We start from the raw sequence: 15,785 nt of genomic DNA on the forward strand, positions 1-15,785 counted from the left end.
CTTGCCACAATTTAAATCCCCATGCTAAAAACAGCACGCTTTTGGAATGGTCCAAAGGTACAAACTTCTCAGGGCGGGGCGAAATTCCCCACCGGCGGTAAATGGAGCAATCCATCAGCCCGCGAGCGCCTTTTGGTTTATGCCGAAAGGGTCAAGCAGATTCGGTGCAAACCCGAAGCCGACGGTCATAGTCCGGATGGAAGAGAAGAAGTCGAACAGAAAGAATGCTACGCCCATTTGGCGTGCATACACGACTTTTCTGTTCGGTTCTCCCTTATCACGCCCTGATTCATATCGGTTCGGAAAGGAACTCGACACATGGATCAGTCCGCAACTCTTTCTTTGCGTCACCCGGCAATCTTGGCAGGGCTTTATATGGTTGGCGCAGGCATTGCCTTTGCTGCCGTCAATTCGCTCACCCAATTGGCCACCTTAACCCACGGCACACCGTCAACAGCTGCTGCATTTTGGGAATATCTGCTGGCCTTTGTCATCATGTTGCCGCTGGTGCTGAAAATGGGATCAGGCGCGCTGAAAACAGAACGCCCCATCATGCATATTTTGCGGGTCATTTCAGCGTCAATCGGGGTGCAATTGTGGGTGCTCGGCCTCGCAAAAGGCGTGCCCATTTGGCAGGCCATTGCCTTGATCATGACCTCCACTTTCTTTGTCACCATCGGCGCGGCATTGGTGTTGCGTGAAAAGGTGGGCCCTGCCCGCTGGGCAGCCACCTTGGTGGGTTTTATTGGTGGCATGGTGATTTTGGAACCATGGGCTGAAGGTTTTACCGTCAACTCATTGCTGCCAGTTGGCGCAGCGCTATTTTGGGCCATCACTTCTTTGTTCACCAAGGAGCTGACCAAAACTGAGCAAGCCGATTCCATCACGCTATATCTATTATTGCTCACCACCCCTGCCAATGCGCTCTTTGCCTTTATGGCGACGCAGGGCAATGCGGAAATGAGCCTTTTGGATGGCTTTATGATCTCCAACAATAGCGCGCTGATCTACATCATCGCTGCAGGCCTTTTGGTGGCGATCGCGCAATTCCTGATCACCAAAGCTTATGCAACTGCCGACGCGGCCTATGTTCAGCCCTTCGACCATCTCAAACTGCCCTTTAACGTGTTGGGCGGCCTTTTGGTATTTGGCTGGGTGCCAACCGGCAACCTTTGGGTAGGTGCCGCACTTATCATTGTGGCCTCGCTTTACATTGCCCAGCGTGAAGCCAAGCAAAAGCCATAAACCTGCAAAAGAAAAAAGGGGGTCGCACGCCCCCTTTATTGATCTAGATCAATAAAACACGTGTTATCTTTTTGATTAGACACTATTTTTCGAAAAATTGAGCCTTTTTATTTGATCTAGCACAAAGAAGCGATCACTTCCTGAAGCTACCTTCTCCTCATCAAGACCAACAAATGAGATCTTAAAGGAGAACGTCATGGTCACCCGTCGTCAAACAATATTCGGAGCCCTCGGCACAGCAGCAGCCCTCACAGCGGTGGCCAATTTGGCGCCGCAAGCACTTGCGGCTGACAATATTGACGAGATGCCTCGCAAAAAAGTGAAATTGGTGCCCCCTCCATTTGTGCATGAGCATGAGCAAGTTGCTTCTGGTCCTCCACAAGTGATCCAATTCGAAATGACCATTCAGGAAAAAGTTTGGGAATTGGATGATGAAGGCACTGTAACCCACGCCATGACATATGATGGCACTGTGCCCGGCCCAATGATGGTGGTGCATGAAGGCGACTATGTTGAGTTGACCCTCATCAACCCAGAAACCAACGAGTTGCTGCATAATATCGACTTCCACGCCTCAACAGGCGCATTGGGCGGCGGTGCATTGACAGAAGTTGCCCCTGGCGAACAAGTTGTGTTGCGCTTTAAAGCCACACGCCCCGGCACCTTTGTTTATCACTGCGCCCCAGGCGGTTCTATGATCCCTTGGCACGTTGTATCAGGCATGAATGGGACCATTATGGTGCTGCCACGCGATGGCCTGAAGGACGATAAAGGCAACCCATTGCGCTATGACCAAGTGTTCATCATTGGCGAGCAGGATTTCTATGTCCCACGCGATGAGAATGGCGAATATAAGACATATGAAACCGTATCTGAGAGCTTCTCAGACCAAATTGAAACCATGCGCGGCTTGATCCCAACCCATGTGGTGTTCAATGGCAAAAAAGGCGCTCTTACAGGTGACAATGCGTTGAAAGCCAAAGTGGGCGAGAAAGTGCTGATTGTGCACTCACAAGCCAACCGCGACACACGTCCACACTTGATCGGTGGCCATGGTGACTATGTTTGGGAAACAGGCAAGTTTAACAACCCACCTGAAAAAGACCTTGAAACATGGTTCATCCGCGGTGGTTCAGCAGGGGCCGCATTCTATGAATTCTTGCAGCCCGGTGTTTACGCTTATGTGAACCACAATCTGATTGAAGCCGTGGAATTGGGTGCAACCGCACACATCCTTGTGGATGGTGAATGGAATGATGATCTGATGAAACAGGTCAGCGCCCCAGGCCCAATCACCAAATAGGTTGGCCAAATAACACAACAAAGCGCCCGGCCAAATTCCCACTTGGCCGGGCTTTTGGGTGAAGGAGTGGTGAAATGACCACTGATCGTTTCAAAAATACTGGTTCTGTCATCTTGCCCGTCATGCTTTTGGCTGGGGCGAGCTTTTGGCTTTTGCAAAGCCTAACCGCGCCACAACAAGCAGCTGGCCCAGCGCTTTCCGCCGCCACTTATGATGCGACCATTGAAGCGCCCGAATTGATCACCATTCCACCGCGCACCTTCGAATATCGAGACCCAGCGCGCTACATTGAAAATGAATTGCCCCAAATTTCTCCCTTGGTGCACGCCAAGGTGCAAACCCCGCTCAACGTCGCCAAAAATCTGGTGACCAACGCCCAATATCGCCAATGCGTTTTGGACGCCTATTGCCCGCCCGCCATCACCATCAAGACACCCATCGACGATCACCCCGTGGTGGGCATCAATTATGAGATGGCAGAGAAATATGCAGCATGGCTCAGCGCCAAAACCGGAGAAAATTGGCGGCTGCCCACCGCATTGGAGTGGGCACAATTTGCAGGCGAAAAATATGACGACCCTGAAAAAGATATTCAATCCGACCCCACAAACCCCGCCGTGGCTTGGCTTTCTGAATACCGGGCCAAATCAAAAAGCAAATCAACAACACCGAGCCAGAGCTTAAGGCCAGCTGGCCTGTTCGGCGCCAACAGCTTGGGCATCAATGATGTGGCCGAAAATGTCTGGGTGTGGACCTCAACCTGCTACGAACGCATCAATGTGGACGCCACCAACAGCCAGTCAAAAGCCATCAGCTGTGGCGCCCGCGTGGTTGAAGGCGCACACCGCACCTATCTGTCTGTGTTTATTTCAAACCCGCAAGGCGGCGGGTGCACCGTTGGCGATCCGCCCGATCATTTGGGCATTCGCTTGGTCAAAGGCGGCGACAAGCCAGACTTTTTCAGCTTTCTTCGCCGCCTATGGCCCTTCGGGTCTTCAATAAAAGCTTAGCGCCTTGGCGCCGCTCTGGGGCGCATAAGCTTGCCGCCATAAAGACCAACAAATCCCCAGAAACCTGCCACCCAAAGCAGGTGAGATGTCCGCATCAACATCACGTTAATCTCAAGATCAAACGCCGCAACAATCCGCAAAATCGCCGCAACCAACACCGCGACAAACAGCAACAATGTGCCCTGTGTTGCCACCAATGGATATCCCGTATGTCCCAACGTTGCGCGACACATCACGCCAATAATCATCAGGCCCACCGCCCCGGTACTAAGCGCATGAATCGGCGCCACCAACGGCACGAGCCCGTCATCAAGCAGGCTCACCCCCATCAAGGCAAAACCGATCGGCAAAAAGCCATAACCCACATGCAGCACAAGCAGCAGCCCATCGCGCCAAATCAGCTCAGGATGCCACCGCAACAGGCGCACCAGATGCAAGCCTGCCAAGAGCATAAAACCGAAGGCAAAAACCAAAGGTAAGCTAAATAGCCCAGTGCTTTGCAATACAAAGCCAACCAGCACCAAGGCACTCGCCAGCACGGTCATTTTGTCAAACTGCCCAAAGGGCTGCGGCAAAGTTTCGCTTTTCTGCTTCACCAAATAATTGCGGGTAAAGCTGGGAATAATCCGTCCACCAATCAGCATGATCAACATCAGCACCACGCCAAGCGCTAAATAGGCGGCAGGCTTCACGTCCATTCCATTGGCCCATGCCCAATAGAACCAGCATTGCGCCAGCACCAACAAGCCAAACATCACCAACACTTTGAGATTACGCCAGTTTTTGCCTGCAATGATTTCTCGGCAAACCGCGGCGGCAAACAAGGCGGGGAACAAAAGATTGAAACCAATCACCATCCACATGGGCAACAGGGCGGATAGATTGATGGCAAAGCGCCCCAACACCCAGGCCAACACCAAACCGATCAAGGCCAGCCCATTCACGGGCAGTCGTCCGGTCCAGTTGGGCACGGCGGTCAATAAAAAGCCAGCGATGACCGCTGGCACAAATCCGAACAAAGTTTCATGCATGTGCCAGTCGGCCGGCCCCATCGCCAGCGGCAAATCTATGTCACCTAAATAAAACGGCACCCACATTAAAATGGTCAGCCCAGCGTAAAAGGCCCCAAACAAAAAAAAGGGGCGAAAACCATAGCTAAACAAGGTCGGGCCCTCAAAAGGCTGCGTACGCGCAATAGCCATTTTCCAAAATCCTTCAAGTAGATACAAAAAGGGCGGGCATTATCTTCGCCCGCCCCAAAAATCTGGATTTACTGAACTTGTTCAAACAATTCAGCAAACACTTTTTTGGCTTTGCCTTTGTGCTTGGCTTCTTTGGCTTCGTCCAAATTGCCCAGCTCACCAACAGTGATCAGCGCCACCATGCCCATGGCATAGTGTGGTGTGCATTTCACGCCATAAACGCCTTCTTCATCCACAGTCAGCACATATTCAGCATTGAACTTGCTTTTGAACTCTTCAACGCCAGCAGGCAACATGCCTTTGATGCTTTCAACATTGTGGCCCTTATCTGTGGGCACAAATTTGATGGTGTCGCCAGGCTGAGCAGCAATGAAATCAGGTTCAAAAACCATTGTGCCCTTTTCGCCTTTGTTCAACATTTTCACTTCAAACTCTTCAGCCAAGGCTGGGCTAAGCACCATGCCAGTTGCAGCGACAAGACCGAAAACAGCGATTGCTTTTTTGAAACCGTTTTTCATTTTGATTTCCTTTCAAAAATTCCTTTGTGCGTTGACCAACCTTGTAACTGATCTGGAAAACTGGTTATTTGCGTTAGATCAAACAAACGAACGACCATGCAAAAAAAAGCACCTAAGATCGATCCTAGCCTTGTGGCCGACTTTCCCCTCTTTCTCGATATGGAGAAGGAGGCAATTGCCGACATCTTGGAAAAAGGCACGGCCAAACATTATAAAAAGGGCGATCACTTCTTTGATCAGTTCGAGCCAGCGACACATTTTTTCTTGATGTTGGATGGCTATTTAGAAGTCAGCAAAACCACCGAAGATGGATCACAAGTGATCATGCGGCATTTTGGTGTGGGGGAATTGTTTGGCGTGGCGCCAGCCATCGCGCAAAAAAACTATCCCGCCACCTCTCGCGCTTTGGTCGATTGCGTCGCGATCTTATGGGACAATAAATTTTGGGATTCATTTTTGGTGGAGCATCCGCGCTTCATTCAAAATGCCTATAAATCCATCGGCGAACGTTTGGCCCAATCCCAAGAGCGCATTGTTGAAATGTCTACCGAACAGGTGGAACGCCGCGTGGCCCACGCCGTCATGCGCCTCACCCATCAATGTGGGGTGAAAACTGAACAGGGCATTTTGATTGATTTCCCGGTTTCCCGACAAGACATCGCAGAGATGACAGGCACCACCTTGCACACGGTTTCACGCTTGTTCAGCGCATGGAGCAGCAAGGGGTTGATGCAGGTGGGCCGACAAAAGATCGAAGTGTTAGAAGCACATAAATTGGCGCTATTGGCCCAAGGTCATTAAATTCAATGCCCATAAGCCTATGGTCTAAAATCGTTTAGCCGAGCCGTCGCGGGCGAGAGCCAACTCTTCCGCAAACTGGCTTTCATCCAAATGATATTCTTCCGCCGCATCCACAATCGTGTGGAAGCTTGCAATGGGACACCCCACGCAAGACATACGGTTTTTCATAAAAACAGAAACGGTTGCAGGCCAACGACGCATAATTTCGTCGAGGCTCATATCTGGATCAATTGCGCTTTGCGTTGACGATGCAAACATCATGAGACAAATCCCTTCATCTCATCACATTAAACGTTGATTGCCGATACAACTTTGCGCCAGCGCAAATAAAAACAAGGTGCGCGCCGCCCCTTTACTGTCACGACGCGACCAAAAATTGGCGAGCGGCATTGTTATAAACAACACCGCTCGACCTATTATTTATCCAAATCCAAAATCACCTTATTGGCCTCGCCTTTGCCAACGGCTTCAAAGCCTTGGGCAAAATCTTCAAACGGCAAATGATGTGAAATCACAGGGGTCACATCCAAGCCAGATTCCAGCATGGCCAGCATTTTGTGCCAGGTTTCAAACATTTTGCGCCCATAAATGCCTTCAAGGGTGAGACCTTTAAAGATCGCCTTGTTCAAATCCATTTCCACCTTGCCGGGGAAGAGGCCGAGCAGCGCCACGCGGCCACCGGTAATCATATGCTCGATCATCGAATCCATGGCAGGCGCGGCACCAGACATTTCAAGTCCAATGTCAAAGCCTTCACGCATGCCCAGTTCGCCCATCACTTCGCGCAGATTTTCTTTATCCGCGCGCACGCCACGGGTTGCGCCCATCTTTTTCGCCAAGGCCAACCGATCATCGTTCAAGTCGGTCACAATAATATGCCGTGCCCCCACATGGCGGCACACCGCCGCGGCCATACAACCGATCGGCCCAGCCCCTGTGATCAGCACATCTTCGCCGGACACATCAAAGGTCAGCGCCGTGTTCACCGCATTGCCCAACGGGTCGAGGATAGAGGCCACTTCGTCGCTCACACTGTCTGGCAAGGGCCGCACATTGGCTTCGGGAATGGCCACATAATCAGCAAATGCGCCGGGGCGGTTGACCCCAATCCCCTTGGTATCTGCGCAAATATGGGCACGACCAGACTGGCAGTTCCGACATTTGCCGCACGGAATATGCCCTTCGCCCGACACGCGCTGGCCCACTTTAAGGCCCTGCACTTCATCGCCAACTTCTTCGATCAAGCCCATATATTCATGGCCGACCACCATGGGCACAGGCACTGTATTTTGCGCCCATTGATCCCATTTCCAGATATGCATATCCGTGCCGCAAATCGAGGCCTTCTTCACCTTGATCAACACATCATGTGGCCCGACTTGAGGCTTTTCCACCTCATGCAATTCAAGGCCCGGTGCATCCTTTGCTTTCACCAATGCGCGCATCAGATCACTCCCAATTCTTTGCCAGTTTGCTCAAAGGCGGCAATCGCCCGGTCCAGATCTTCTGTCGTATGCGCGGCAGACATTTGCGTGCGGATTCGCGCCAATCCTTTCGGCACCACGGGGAAGGAGAATGCGGTCACATAAACGCCCAACTCCAACATGCGCTTGGCGAATTTTTGCGCCAAAACCGCATCATGCAGCATCACCGGGATAATCGCATGTTCGCCCGGCACCAGTTCAAAGCCCAATCCAGCCATTTTCTCGCGGAAATATTTCGCATTATCGAACAGCTTTTCACGCAGCGCAGGAGACTGTTCCACAATATCCAGCGCTTCTAATGTCGCCGCCGCAATCATAGGTGGCAACGCATTAGAGAACAAATAAGGCCGCGCCTTTTGCCGCAACATGGTCACCAACGGCTTCGCCCCGGCAATATAGCCGCCTGCCGCGCCGCCAAGCGCTTTGCCGAAGGTACCTGAATAAAGATGCACGCGATCTTCCACCCCATGATGGTGCGGGGTGCCTTGGCCATTTGGTCCCATAAAGCCCACCGCGTGGCTGTCGTCCACCATCACCAACGCATCATATTTTTCCGCCAAATCACAAATGCCCGGCAAATTAGCGATAATCCCGTCCATCGAGAACACGCCGTCAGTCACAATCAGCCGATGCCGCGCATCCTGTGCCGCCTTCAACTGTTCTTCCAGCGCGTCCATATCATTATTGGCATAGCGGAACCGTTGGGCCTTACACAGCCGCACCCCGTCAATGATCGAGGCATGGTTCAACGCATCAGAAATGATTGCATCTTCCGGCCCCAACAGCGCTTCAAAAACGCCCGCATTGGCATCAAAACAAGCGATAAACAGGATAGCATCTTCGGTGCCCAAGAAGTCAGAAAGCCGCGCTTCCAGCTGCTGGTGGATCGCCTGTGTGCCGCAGATAAAGCGCACCGACGCCATGCCGAAGCCTTCGCTCTCAATCGTCTCAATCGCCCGCTTTTCAAGGCGTTTATCATCGGCGAGGCCGAGATAATTATTGGCGCACATATTGAGCAATGGCACATCTTTGCCATCTTCACCGCGCACAGTGATGTTGGCCGACTGCGGGCTGGTGATTCCATATTCGGATTTGAACAAGCCTTCTTCCCGCAATTGGGCCAGCGCCTGTTCGGTGTGTTGGATCAGCTTTTTCGACATAGCAGACAAATCTCTATATATTGGACTAAATCCAATATAGTGGAATTTTTATCTACTGCCAACATCAAGAAGGTGAGATTTTTGCGATTGTGATCGCGCAGCGCTTTGTCGCTCCCAGAATGCCCTAAAGCTGCGGTTGCGCCACCACCAAAATCGCCTTGGCTGGGCCGTCGCCAATGTTGCGGATCGTGTGCGGTTGGTCAGCGCGATAGCGTAGCGTATCCCCCTCTTCCGCCTTGGCCCGCTTGTCCCCGGCCTCAATTTCCAACGTGCCACTCAAACAGGTCAAATGCTCGAACGTCCCAGCCGCATGGGGTTGCGATTGCAGCGCACCGCCCGGCTCTGCGCTAAAATCATACCATTCAATCGGCATCGGCGTGCGGGGCGGATTCAACAGCCGCACCGTGCATAGCCCATCGGCACTGCCTTTCGAAGGCGTTGAATAAGCTGGGATATGGGTGATCATATGGTCGCTGGCGGCTTGCTCACCAAGGGTTGAAAGGTCTAACCCCAATGACTGCGCCAAGTTCCACACTAGGGTGAAAGTGGGGTTCACTGCCCCCCGCTCAATTTGGCTGAGCATGGATTTGGATACCCCACATCGCTCCGCCAACATCTCCAATGTCAAACCTTGATCTTTCCGCGCTTTGCGCACCATTTCGCCCAAATGAGGCGGCGGCATCAATGACCGTGACATAGGCATCCCTTCACTGTTTGAAACAAAAATACAATATATCGGAATTTTGATCCAAACAATGGTTACAAGTGATTCTGTGCCGCAAATTTGCACTGAAATCCCCGCCAAAATTTTATAAAATTATAGCAAAACTCCAGTTTTTTATGGTGAAATTTCATTTTTTTCCGGTAAAAACTCCACTTTTTTCAGGACCTATAGCTCACTCTAAAAAGTAACATCTGCGACCATTCGTCAAATAGGTCGAAAATCAAAAAAATTATGTTATGATTCCAGCCGAGGGAGAACCTCTGGGGATGAAAATGAGTTCGCGTAAAGACATACATAATTCGGACATACCTGTTCTTTGCAAATCTTGCGAAGCGCGCCATAAAGGTATTTGCGGCGCATTGGAGCCTGAGCAATTGGTGGAGCTTGCCCGCCATACGCGGCAGGTGCGCGCAAAATCTGGCGAAGAGCTGATCGGCGATACCGAAGAAGTAAAGTCTTACGCCAATGTGATCTCTGGCGTGGTGAAGCTGACCAAAATGCTGGCCGATGGCCGCCAGCAAGTGATCGGCCTGCAATTCGCACCAGACTTTCTGGGTCGTCCCTTCGCAGATGAAAGCCGCTTGAGCGCAGAAGCCGCGTCTGGCGTTAATCTGTGCAAAATCCCCCGCTCTGCCCTTGAGAGCATGATCAAGGCCTCACCCGAACTGGAGCATCGTTTGCTGATGCAAACGCTGAAGGAACTGGATGAGGCGCGCGACTGGATGGTGACGCTGGGCCGCAAAACCGCTGCGGAAAAAGTGGCCAGCTTTCTGTTCCTAATCGCCACCCATATCGACCCCACAAAAGATATGGAAGAAATCGACAGCATCAAATTCGATCTGCCCCTCACCCGCGTTGATATTGCGGACTTTTTGGGGCTGACGGTTGAAACCATTTCGCGCCAGCTCACCAAGCTGCGCAAGGATGGGGTGATCGAGATTGAAAATAACCGGACCTTCTTCGTGCCCAGCATTGAGCGGCTAGAAGATCGCTGCGGCTAAATCAAAAGCGCTTTTAATTCATGCTCCGTGAGGTCGGCAATGCACACTTGCTTTTGCCGGCTGGTTTCGCCTTTCAACACCTCAATGGCGCTGGCGCGACAACCCAGCTGCTTGGCCAATAATTTGACCACAGCCTTGTTGGCTTTGCCCTTTTCCGGCACTGCCCGCACCCGCACCACCAATTGCCCCTGCCCGTCCGCATCGGCAACAATGTCGCCAATCTCGTCGCGGCTGGCATTGGGCGTGACCTTCAAAAACAATAAAAGCCCGGCGCGTGTTTCGCGCCAGGCTTTCAATTCTGTCTCTGCCATCGCTTTAAGCTAGAAAGCGTAAGGGTAGAGGTAAAGCACGATAATGCGCTGCAGCGCATAAATGCCGATAAACAATACGATTGGTGAAATGTCCAACCCGCCCACATTTGGCACCACGCGCCGGATCGGGTTCAGCACTGGTTCGGTCAATCCATTCACGACCCGCCAGATGGTGGCCACAAACTGGTTTGAATAGTTGATCACGTTAAACTGCAACAACCAGCTCATCACGATCATGATGATTGCTACCCACCAATAAAGGTTGAGCACCAGCATAATAATTTCCAACAAAACCCGCATAGATGTCTCCGCTTTGCGCTTATTCCCTTCCTATGTAGCTATTTGCACCGCTGTTCACAAGAGCCAGCAAGGCATTGGGGCTGATCAAGGTAAATAAGCTCAAATAAATAAAACCCGCGTCACCAGATACGCGGCGACACGGGTTTGAACTTTGACTTTTGATCCGGACGAGATACGCAAAACCAAATTCCCGTCACACCCAAATGGGTGCACAAACCGTGCCAAACTGCACATAAAGCCTCACCCCCAACATATTGCGGGTGAAGCGCCATGCCGGGCACTAAAAATCTATATTTATGAATGTGTGTTAAGTTTTACGCCAAAAGCGATTGCGGAATGAATTGCATTTTGCAATTCAATTCGCAAATTGCGCTATTTGATTTTGGCCGCCTGCCGCACCTCAGCCCGCAACAATGTGCGCTCACGCGCTGACACGCCAATAAGCTCAGCCACCCGCCACACCATATTGTCCTCAAGCTCATGATTGTGCTGATCCACAAACACCACCTGCCACATCATATTGATGATGGCGTGCTTTTCTTCCACCTCAAGTTGGTTCAAAACCGAGGTGAACGCATAAAGATCAACCGCATCATTATTTTGCTCAATCGCCAATTCCAAAAGGCTTTTCACCTCTTGTGGGCTAAGACCATAATATGATTGCAATGTGTTCTGAATTGCCTGTTTCTCATCGTCACTGCTTTCGCCATCCACAGCAGATAGATGCACCAACAAAGCTGCCACACATAGCTTTGGCTCCAATGTGGCCACATCAGTTTGCTTTTTCGCTGAAAACAATTTCTTGATGGCGTCAAACATATAGGCAGCTTCCTTTCTCACGAGTCGCCCTAAGGGTAAAATAAAACATGCGGAAAGGGAATTGTCCTTTTACGCCAACCCTTTTAGGGTCTGAACTCAACACCTATTCGGATCAAGCCCTTATGTTACGCATTACCCTTGCAATTGGTGCATTTCTTTTTTTGATGTCAGAACTTATGCGCTTTGTGGCCCATGAATATGATGCTGCCAATGCAGGGGTGCAATTGCTGGCCACGCTACTATTGAGTGTTGGGTTTTTGGCCGTTGCCTTCGGCCCGGAAAATGGACGCATAAAGCGCTATGCTGGCTTTATGTGGGTGTTCAGCGCCTTTCTCATGGCCTTCTTCTCGTTTGATCTGTTGGGCTATGGCCGCACCAGCTTATTTTTGCACCATGACAATTATTTGTTCTGGGCATCCCATTTGGGCGTGTTGTTGAGCGCAGCAACGTTGGCCTATGCCCATTGGCAAGTGCGACAGCAAACAGTGTGGCACCCTGCGCCCATGCTGTTGGTTGCCACAACCGCGCTATTGGTGGGATCAAGATTGCTCAACATGCCGCTCAACTGGCAATTTGTCACCAGCATCTTGTGGAGCTTAAACCTGATTTGGATGGCGTTCAATCCGCTGAACGATCAAGCCCGCTAAAACGGAGCTTAGAGCAGCTTTTCAATCGCGTTGGCCAATTCAATATCTTTTTCTGACAACCCATTTGCATCATGGGTGGTGAGCAGAATTGACACCTTATTGTACACATTGAACCATTCAGGATGGTGATTGTGCTTTTCAGCCAAAATGGCCACTGAGCTCATAAAGCCGAAAGCTTCAACAAAATTTTTGAACTTAAACTCACGCTCAATGCCGTTTTTAACCGGGTTAAACACCCAATCTGGCAATTGGCTTAGGGCCTTTTCCCGACCCTCAATATCCAATGGTTCTACCATGAATCTCCCTATTCATTCTTCTCCGAACGGTCGGGCCGATCATCTCCATCGTCCAAAATACGCATCGCCGCCCCGTCCAAATCTTCATATTGGCCACTTTTTAAAGACCATAAAAATGCGCCTAAGGCCAGTATACCAATGATCAGGACAACGGGAATAAGGATCAATAAAGGAGTCATTCAGCTGCTACCGCTTTGATTTGTGGCGCATTTGATGAATGCGTCGGGAGGTCTTTGGTTCCATCTTGCTGCCCCAAACGCAAGCGCAGGGCATTCAACGTAACGATAACGGAGGAAGAAGACATTGCCAAGGAGGCCAAAAGTGGCGTGGCATAGCCCATCACCGCCAGAGGAATGGCCACCGCATTATAGCACAGCGCCAATGCGAAATTTTGCACCACAGCCCGGCTGGCCCGCTTGCTCAATTTCAAAGCAAATTGCACATCGGCCAAACGGTTATGGGTGAAAATAAAGTCAGCCGCATTGCGCCCAACATCTGCCGCGCTTGATGGCGCCATCGACACATGAGCAGCCCGGAGCGCCGGCGCATCATTGATGCCATCGCCCACCATCAGCACTTTTTGATCGCCTTCACCAGCTTCTTGGATCGCCTCAACCTTTTGATCAGGTGTCAGCGCCCCATGGGCATTTTCAACATTCAAGGTGCGGGCAACGCTGGCCACCACTTGTTTCCGGTCACCCGAAAAGATCGCTAAATCATAGCCATTAGATTTCAACTCAGCCAAAGCAGCTTGCGCATCTGGGCGCAACACATCTTCAAAGCCAAAACCAGCCACCATCTGCCCATCGCAAGACAGGTAAACTTCACTTTGCGTTGTATCTGAGCTTTGATAATTCGGATCGCAAAAATCTGCACGACCCCAACGCCAGATTTGCCCATCAATATGTGCTTCCACGCCTGCGCCCGGCACTTCAGCCGCATCAGCCAGCGGTGGCACGCTGCGGCCCTTGAACGCCCGCACAAAGGCTTTAGAGAAAGGATGACGTGACAATTGGGCCATTTGCAAGGCCTGATCAATGGCTTTGTCATCACCCAAAATCTGGCCGTGGAAAATGGGGGTGCCGAGGGTCAACGTGCCGGTTTTATCAAACGCAATTTTAGTGACTTGCGCCAAACGCTCCAGCGCCGCCCCGTCCTTCATCATCACCCCGCGTTCAAACAAACGCCCGGCCGCCACCACATGCACAATCGGCACCGCCAGCGCCAAAGCGCAAGGGCATGTAATGATCAACACCGCAATGGCCGTCACTGTGGCATGATACCAATCACCATTGTAAAAGCCCCAGCCAAGGAAGGTGAACAGCGCCAGCAAATGCACAAACGGTGCATAAATTTCGGCGGCCCGATCTGCAATGCGCTTATAGCCAGCGCGGCTGCCTTCTGCCGCATCCATCAGCTCGATCATGCGCGCCAAGAAACTTTGGTGCGCGGCCTTTTCAACCTCAATCTTCAAGGCGCCAGACAAATTGGTCGCGCCGCCCAAAACCGCGCTGTCCTTGCCGCACAATTCTGGCACCGTTTCCCCGGTCACCAACGACATATCCAATTCGCTTTTGCCTTCGATCACGCGGCCATCCACCGGAATGCGCTCACCCGCAGCCACTTCCAGCACCATGCCCACTTGCACCTCATTGAGCTTGATAAATTCGCGCTCACCATTGGGCAAAATCTGCACCGCGCCCTTGGGGGCCAGCGACGCCAAGCCGCGCACCGCAGAACGGGCCCGTTCGCGCATCACATGGTCTAAAGTGCGGCCAATCAACAAGAAGAATAGAAGGGTCACCGACGCATCGAAATAGGCATGTTGGCCTGAATTGATGGTTTCGAAAATGCTCAACCCTAACGCCAGCAAAACGGCGAGAGAGATCGGCACGTCCATATTCAACCGCCCATGGCGCAAGGCCCCCCATGCGGATTTATAAAAGACCTGTCCCGAGAAAAACACGGTTGGCACCGCAATCAGCGCCGAAATCCAATGGAACAGATCCCGCGTGCTTTCATTGGCACCAGACCAGATGGAAACCGAAAACAACATAATGTTCATGGCGGCAAAGCCCGCCACAGCCATGGACAAGATCAGTTTGGACAGGCTTTTGTCTTTACCCGCCTCTTCCACATCCAACAAAAAGCTGCGATAGCCGGCCCGGCGAATGGCCTCAACCATGTCCATGGGCGCAGCCCCGGCCAGCGCCTTGAACACCACTTTCACCCGCTTGGTGGACATGTTTACCCGGGCAGAACTAACCATTTCAAGGTCAGCCAACTCGGTTTCGATGGAGCGAATGCAAGCGGCGCAATACATATCAGGCACGCCAAATTCCACTTGCTTTTGCCCACCGCCTAAATCGGCAGAGGCCGCAATAATCGCTTCATTGCTGATTTGGCTGGCACCATCTTCAATCAGATCAGAACCAGCCTCTACACCCGGGGCGCAGCAGCTCATTATTTTGTCTCCACCATAAACCGCTCGCGATAAACAAACGGAATGTCATTTTCGCTGACCAACTGCAGTTCAATATCCCATGCGCCAAAGCCCAATTCATGGTCCACAACAAAGTCGCCATTCGCATCTGGCAACAAGGTGACCATATGGTCTTCGCGCTCATGGCTTGGGCGCATCAATTTCGCTTCAGCCTGCTCTGCCACCACGGGGGCGCCTTTCGCATCCAACAAGCGATAACGCAAAGTGCCCTGCTCAACCGCCAAAGTTGGGGTCCAGCCCAATGCATCTTGCGCCCGGTTGGCCACCAGCTTTTCATTATAATGCTGGCTGGCGACATAGGAGTTTTTCACCACAAGCCCGGTCCAACTGGTCGTGGCAAAATAGGCCATGATCAAATTGACGGTGATGATGGTGCCGAAAAATAAGCCGATTACCATCAGCATATGCTTGCCGGTAAATTCTTTTGGCTTTTGAGGGTTAGACATTGATTGCTCCATCAT

At 51.6% G+C, this 15,785-nt stretch carries 19 protein-coding genes and 1 riboswitch; of the genes, 6 read left to right on the forward strand and 13 right to left on the reverse strand.

The window, feature by feature from the left end; translation table 11 throughout:
* Positions 1–60 precede the first annotated feature (60 nt).
* Positions 61–212, forward strand: a riboswitch (FMN riboswitch).
* Between the two features lie 106 nt (positions 213–318).
* The 3 genes from ATL17_RS13760 to ATL17_RS13770 all read left to right on the forward strand — a co-directional run bounded on the left by ATL17_RS13760 (position 319) and on the right by ATL17_RS13770 (position 3,558).
* The gene (locus ATL17_RS13760) at positions 319–1,245 is read left to right on the forward strand and encodes a DMT family transporter (protein WP_133573397.1); all 927 of its coding nucleotides are present in this window, start codon (positions 319–321) and stop codon (positions 1,243–1,245) included.
* A 196-nt stretch (positions 1,246–1,441) separates the two neighbouring features.
* Positions 1,442–2,548 carry a copper-containing nitrite reductase gene (nirK, locus tag ATL17_RS13765; RefSeq protein ID WP_133573398.1) on the forward strand — a complete coding sequence of 369 codons (1,107 nt, stop codon included), beginning with the start codon at positions 1,442–1,444 and terminating at the stop codon, positions 2,546–2,548.
* Between the two features lie 74 nt (positions 2,549–2,622).
* Entirely contained in the window at positions 2,623–3,558 is a 936-nt protein-coding gene (locus ATL17_RS13770; RefSeq protein WP_133573399.1) for a formylglycine-generating enzyme family protein, read from the forward strand.
* Here ATL17_RS13770 and ATL17_RS13775 read toward each other — a convergent pair.
* Both ATL17_RS13775 and ATL17_RS13780 read right to left on the reverse strand, forming a co-directional pair.
* The gene (locus ATL17_RS13775) at positions 3,555–4,760 is read right to left on the reverse strand and encodes an NnrS family protein (RefSeq protein WP_133573400.1); all 1,206 of its coding nucleotides are present in this window, start codon (positions 4,758–4,760) and stop codon (positions 3,555–3,557) included. The genes ATL17_RS13770 and ATL17_RS13775 overlap by 4 nt on opposite strands.
* A gap of 68 nt (positions 4,761–4,828) precedes the next feature.
* Positions 4,829–5,278 carry a pseudoazurin gene (locus ATL17_RS13780; protein ID WP_133573401.1) on the reverse strand — a complete coding sequence of 150 codons (450 nt, stop codon included), beginning with the start codon at positions 5,276–5,278 and terminating at the stop codon, positions 4,829–4,831.
* A 96-nt stretch (positions 5,279–5,374) separates the two neighbouring features.
* Here ATL17_RS13780 and ATL17_RS13785 point away from each other — a divergent pair, with 96 nt between their 5' ends.
* On the forward strand, positions 5,375–6,079 hold the full coding sequence (locus ATL17_RS13785) for a Crp/Fnr family transcriptional regulator (protein WP_133573402.1): 705 nt from the start codon (positions 5,375–5,377) through the stop codon (positions 6,077–6,079).
* A 24-nt stretch (positions 6,080–6,103) separates the two neighbouring features.
* Here the strand turns inward: ATL17_RS13785 and ATL17_RS13790 are convergent, their stop codons facing one another.
* The 4 genes from ATL17_RS13790 to ATL17_RS13805 all read right to left on the reverse strand — a co-directional run bounded on the left by ATL17_RS13790 (position 6,104) and on the right by ATL17_RS13805 (position 9,420).
* Positions 6,104–6,340, reverse strand: a complete 237-nt coding sequence (locus tag ATL17_RS13790) for a DUF1858 domain-containing protein (RefSeq protein ID WP_246028727.1) — start codon at positions 6,338–6,340, stop codon at positions 6,104–6,106.
* 155 nt (positions 6,341–6,495) lie between these two features.
* A complete protein-coding gene (gene tdh / locus ATL17_RS13795) occupies positions 6,496–7,524 on the reverse strand; it encodes an L-threonine 3-dehydrogenase (RefSeq protein ID WP_133573403.1) in 1,029 nt (342 codons plus the stop codon).
* Positions 7,524–8,723, reverse strand: coding sequence for a glycine C-acetyltransferase (locus ATL17_RS13800; protein WP_133573404.1), 1,200 nt, complete (start codon positions 8,721–8,723; stop codon positions 7,524–7,526). Before ATL17_RS13800 ends, tdh begins: the two co-directional genes overlap by 1 nt.
* A gap of 124 nt (positions 8,724–8,847) precedes the next feature.
* Positions 8,848–9,420 carry a helix-turn-helix domain-containing protein gene (locus ATL17_RS13805; protein ID WP_166639048.1) on the reverse strand — a complete coding sequence of 191 codons (573 nt, stop codon included), beginning with the start codon at positions 9,418–9,420 and terminating at the stop codon, positions 8,848–8,850.
* A 299-nt stretch (positions 9,421–9,719) separates the two neighbouring features.
* Here ATL17_RS13805 and ATL17_RS13810 point away from each other — a divergent pair, with 299 nt between their 5' ends.
* A complete protein-coding gene (locus tag ATL17_RS13810; protein ID WP_133573406.1) occupies positions 9,720–10,448 on the forward strand; it encodes a Crp/Fnr family transcriptional regulator in 729 nt (242 codons plus the stop codon).
* Here the strand turns inward: ATL17_RS13810 and ATL17_RS13815 are convergent.
* From ATL17_RS13815 to ATL17_RS13825, 3 genes are all read right to left on the reverse strand, one after another.
* Positions 10,445–10,759, reverse strand: coding sequence for a DUF167 domain-containing protein (locus ATL17_RS13815; protein WP_133573407.1), 315 nt, complete (start codon positions 10,757–10,759; stop codon positions 10,445–10,447). The two genes, ATL17_RS13810 and ATL17_RS13815, sit on opposite strands and share 4 nt — an antisense overlap.
* Before the next feature lie 9 nt (positions 10,760–10,768).
* A complete protein-coding gene (locus ATL17_RS13820; RefSeq protein ID WP_133573408.1) occupies positions 10,769–11,059 on the reverse strand; it encodes a YggT family protein in 291 nt (96 codons plus the stop codon).
* Positions 11,060–11,431: 372 nt separating this feature from the next.
* On the reverse strand, positions 11,432–11,878 hold the full coding sequence (locus ATL17_RS13825) for a tellurite resistance TerB family protein (RefSeq protein WP_133573409.1): 447 nt from the start codon (positions 11,876–11,878) through the stop codon (positions 11,432–11,434).
* Between the two features lie 164 nt (positions 11,879–12,042).
* Here ATL17_RS13825 and ATL17_RS13830 point away from each other — a divergent pair, with 164 nt between their 5' ends.
* Positions 12,043–12,525 carry a hypothetical protein gene (locus tag ATL17_RS13830; protein WP_133573410.1) on the forward strand — a complete coding sequence of 161 codons (483 nt, stop codon included), beginning with the start codon at positions 12,043–12,045 and terminating at the stop codon, positions 12,523–12,525.
* An 8-nt stretch (positions 12,526–12,533) separates the two neighbouring features.
* Here ATL17_RS13830 and ATL17_RS13835 read toward each other — a convergent pair whose 3' ends face one another.
* Genes ATL17_RS13835 through ATL17_RS13850 form a run of 4 tightly spaced genes read right to left on the reverse strand, consistent with a single transcriptional unit; the run spans position 12,534 to position 15,770 of the window.
* Positions 12,534–12,821: a 4a-hydroxytetrahydrobiopterin dehydratase gene (locus ATL17_RS13835; protein WP_133573411.1), complete on the reverse strand. Its 288-nt coding sequence runs from the start codon at positions 12,819–12,821 to the stop codon at positions 12,534–12,536.
* Positions 12,822–12,829: 8 nt separating this feature from the next.
* Positions 12,830–13,000: a cbb3-type cytochrome oxidase assembly protein CcoS gene (gene ccoS, locus ATL17_RS13840; RefSeq protein WP_133573412.1), complete on the reverse strand. Its 171-nt coding sequence runs from the start codon at positions 12,998–13,000 to the stop codon at positions 12,830–12,832.
* Positions 12,997–15,285 carry a heavy metal translocating P-type ATPase gene (locus ATL17_RS13845; RefSeq protein WP_133573413.1) on the reverse strand — a complete coding sequence of 763 codons (2,289 nt, stop codon included), beginning with the start codon at positions 15,283–15,285 and terminating at the stop codon, positions 12,997–12,999. The genes ccoS and ATL17_RS13845 overlap by 4 nt, the downstream gene beginning before the upstream one ends.
* Positions 15,285–15,770: a FixH family protein gene (locus ATL17_RS13850; protein ID WP_133573414.1), complete on the reverse strand. Its 486-nt coding sequence runs from the start codon at positions 15,768–15,770 to the stop codon at positions 15,285–15,287. The genes ATL17_RS13845 and ATL17_RS13850 overlap by 1 nt, the downstream gene beginning before the upstream one ends.
* Between the last annotated feature and the right edge of the window lie 15 nt (positions 15,771–15,785).

This window comes from Maritalea mobilis, assembly GCF_004363175.1.
Lineage (GTDB): Bacteria > Pseudomonadota > Alphaproteobacteria > Rhizobiales > Devosiaceae > Maritalea > Maritalea mobilis.

Bases quoted from the DNA above. Each gene is read 5' to 3' on its own strand.
- ATL17_RS13760 (WP_133573397.1), top strand. From the start codon at position 319: ATGGATCAGTCCGCAACTCTTTCTTTGCGTCACCCGGCAATCTTGGCA.
- nirK (WP_133573398.1), top strand. From the start codon at position 1,442: ATGGTCACCCGTCGTCAAACAATATTCGGAGCCCTCGGCACAGCAGCA.
- ATL17_RS13770 (WP_133573399.1), top strand. From the start codon at position 2,623: ATGACCACTGATCGTTTCAAAAATACTGGTTCTGTCATCTTGCCCGTC.
- ATL17_RS13775 (WP_133573400.1), bottom strand. From the start codon at position 4,760: ATGGCTATTGCGCGTACGCAGCCTTTTGAGGGCCCGACCTTGTTTAGC.
- ATL17_RS13780 (WP_133573401.1), bottom strand. From the start codon at position 5,278: ATGAAAAACGGTTTCAAAAAAGCAATCGCTGTTTTCGGTCTTGTCGCT.
- ATL17_RS13785 (WP_133573402.1), top strand. From the start codon at position 5,375: ATGCAAAAAAAAGCACCTAAGATCGATCCTAGCCTTGTGGCCGACTTT.
- ATL17_RS13790 (WP_246028727.1), bottom strand. From the start codon at position 6,340: ATGATGTTTGCATCGTCAACGCAAAGCGCAATTGATCCAGATATGAGC.
- tdh (WP_133573403.1), bottom strand. From the start codon at position 7,524: ATGCGCGCATTGGTGAAAGCAAAGGATGCACCGGGCCTTGAATTGCAT.
- ATL17_RS13800 (WP_133573404.1), bottom strand. From the start codon at position 8,723: ATGTCGAAAAAGCTGATCCAACACACCGAACAGGCGCTGGCCCAATTG.
- ATL17_RS13805 (WP_166639048.1), bottom strand. From the start codon at position 9,420: ATGTCACGGTCATTGATGCCGCCGCCTCATTTGGGCGAAATGGTGCGC.
- ATL17_RS13810 (WP_133573406.1), top strand. From the start codon at position 9,720: ATGAGTTCGCGTAAAGACATACATAATTCGGACATACCTGTTCTTTGC.
- ATL17_RS13815 (WP_133573407.1), bottom strand. From the start codon at position 10,759: ATGGCAGAGACAGAATTGAAAGCCTGGCGCGAAACACGCGCCGGGCTT.
- ATL17_RS13820 (WP_133573408.1), bottom strand. From the start codon at position 11,059: ATGCGGGTTTTGTTGGAAATTATTATGCTGGTGCTCAACCTTTATTGG.
- ATL17_RS13825 (WP_133573409.1), bottom strand. From the start codon at position 11,878: ATGTTTGACGCCATCAAGAAATTGTTTTCAGCGAAAAAGCAAACTGAT.
- ATL17_RS13830 (WP_133573410.1), top strand. From the start codon at position 12,043: ATGTCAGAACTTATGCGCTTTGTGGCCCATGAATATGATGCTGCCAAT.
- ATL17_RS13835 (WP_133573411.1), bottom strand. From the start codon at position 12,821: ATGGTAGAACCATTGGATATTGAGGGTCGGGAAAAGGCCCTAAGCCAA.
- ccoS (WP_133573412.1), bottom strand. From the start codon at position 13,000: ATGACTCCTTTATTGATCCTTATTCCCGTTGTCCTGATCATTGGTATA.
- ATL17_RS13845 (WP_133573413.1), bottom strand. From the start codon at position 15,285: ATGAGCTGCTGCGCCCCGGGTGTAGAGGCTGGTTCTGATCTGATTGAA.
- ATL17_RS13850 (WP_133573414.1), bottom strand. From the start codon at position 15,770: ATGTCTAACCCTCAAAAGCCAAAAGAATTTACCGGCAAGCATATGCTG.